Origin of the sequence: Sphingobacterium sp. SGL-16, from assembly GCF_011043515.1 — a bacterium.
Lineage (GTDB): Bacteria > Bacteroidota > Bacteroidia > Sphingobacteriales > Sphingobacteriaceae > Sphingobacterium > Sphingobacterium litopenaei.
In genome coordinates this window covers 1-1,882 of sequence record NZ_JAAKGQ010000097.1, presented here as the reverse complement: position 1 = coordinate 1,882, position 1,882 = coordinate 1, and the positions used below count along the sequence as shown (strand labels likewise).

At 45.1% G+C, this 1,882-nt stretch carries 1 protein-coding gene; it reads right to left on the bottom strand.

The annotated features are described in order from the left end of the window. Positions 1–52: 52 nt before the first annotated feature. Positions 53–1,327, bottom strand: coding sequence for a group II intron reverse transcriptase/maturase (ltrA, locus tag G5B32_RS16775; RefSeq protein WP_206366945.1), 1,275 nt, complete (start codon positions 1,325–1,327; stop codon positions 53–55). Positions 1,328–1,882 lie beyond the last annotated feature (555 nt).

The following is a 1,882-nucleotide window of genomic DNA, read 5'->3' as shown; positions in this document are numbered from 1 at the left end:
ATGGCAAACCTAGAATACCACCCGGCATACGGATCCGTACCAAGGCGGTTTGTTAGAATAACGTCGTTTGATGTGTTGTTCTCCAGTAATAGTAGTCTGCAAAACCTTCGTAACCTAGTTTAGTAAAGTATGAGTTTGTCAGCGTTGTTTGAAGGATAGGACTTGTCCCTGTTCGAGCATAGGATTTACGGGTGTTCACATGTTGATAGGCAAGCCAGCTTTTGGCTCCCAGTTTCAGTAAGTTCCGAATTCGATTTCCTGCGGTCTTCCATTGTTTCCAAAGCAGAACACGCAAGCGTCTTCGCACTAGTTTATCTAGTGCTACCATCACCTTCTTATTCGTTCCTATACGAAAGTAATCCACCCAGCCGTGAGTAATTTGTCGTAGTTTAGTCAGTCGCTCATGCATAGGAGTAACTGAATTACGTCGAGTATTTCGACGTAAATTCTCTCGGATTCGTTCGATACTCTTTGCAGAGATACGAATGTGCCAATCTCCTCGAGTTTTGAAGAAACTAAAGCCGAGTAAGCTACTTTGGGAAGGTCTGCTTACCTTACTCTTTTCACGGTTCACCTTCAACTTAAGTGTAGATTCGATGTAGCTGGTGATGTTGCGCATAATGCGAGTTGCGGATTTATTGCTCTTCGTGTAGATACTACAGTCATCCGCATAGCGTACAAATTGATGCCCACGGGAGCTGAGTTCCGTATCCAGTTCGTGCAGGATGATGTTTGATAAAAGTGGACTTAAGGGACTTCCCTGTGGCGTGCCCTTGGTTCGCTTTTGTTCAAGACCATGATCCATAATCCCACAACGAAGGTATTTCCCGATCAGCGCTAGGACTCGACGATCCGTAATCTTCTTGCTCAAAAGATACATCAGTTTGTCGTGGTTCACTTGATCGAAGAATTGCTCCAAATCAAGTTCAACGACCCACGTGTAGCCCAAGTTCAGATAGTCTTGCGCTTTAATGACCGCCTGATGAGCATTACGATTCGGACGGAAGCCGTAGCTGTTATCGTGAAAATCACCCTCGTACTTTAACCCAAGCCATTGGGAAATGCTTTGCTGAATAACACGGTCGAGGACCGTTGGGATACCCAGCATACGCTTGCCTCCACTTGCTTTGGGAATCTCCACTTTCCGAACAGCTTGGGGGCGGTAAGTGCCAGAGAGAATATCCGACCGAAGGTGTTGCCAGTGCGTGTTAAGGTAGTCACGAAGATTATCGATCTGCATACCATCAACTCCGCTGGCGCCTCCATTAGAGATGACACGGTCAACTGCGTGTTTGACGTTTCGGATGTGTAATATCTCTTCCAACATAGTATTACTAAAAAAAAAAAACCTCAGGCATTGTGTCCATTGTTTGCACGACTCAGCTAAGCTCCTCTTACATTTTACTATCAGTTTCCGACCTACCCTCATGCAAGCAGTTCTCTTAAGTGGTTCTGCTTTTAGCACTTCGTCATAAAATTCTTGGTTCCTTTGCCATTCTAACATTCAGACCTTCCCCTGTATAAAGTAGAGAAACAGGGTAATATGTCCTTTGCTGACTTCTGACTAAAGCATACTAGCATTATTATTCTGCTATATGTTTCTTCGCGGGCATTCGCGTATACCTTTGACAGAGTTTAGTCAGATCTCCCCAGGTAAGAACAATAACTTTCACCTCATATATCCGCTACATTTACCATAGTGCTTCCGTACAGTTTAGGGCTTCGGTTTGTTTTGCAACCTCACCCAACACTTGCGGCCTTGTATGTAGTTTCTGTTCGTCGGACCGAGGTTTTGCCTCAGACTTCCTTCAGATTCCACCTCGCGGTGGACACCCTTGTCCTAAGCTAACACTTCCCACTGTAAAGGCGTGTTTGGGACTTA

What these genes read in the sequence shown, in the direction of transcription:
- ltrA (WP_206366945.1), bottom strand. Translation starts at nt 1,327, where the DNA reads ATGTTGGAAGAGATATTACACATCCGAAACGTCAAACACGCAGTTGAC.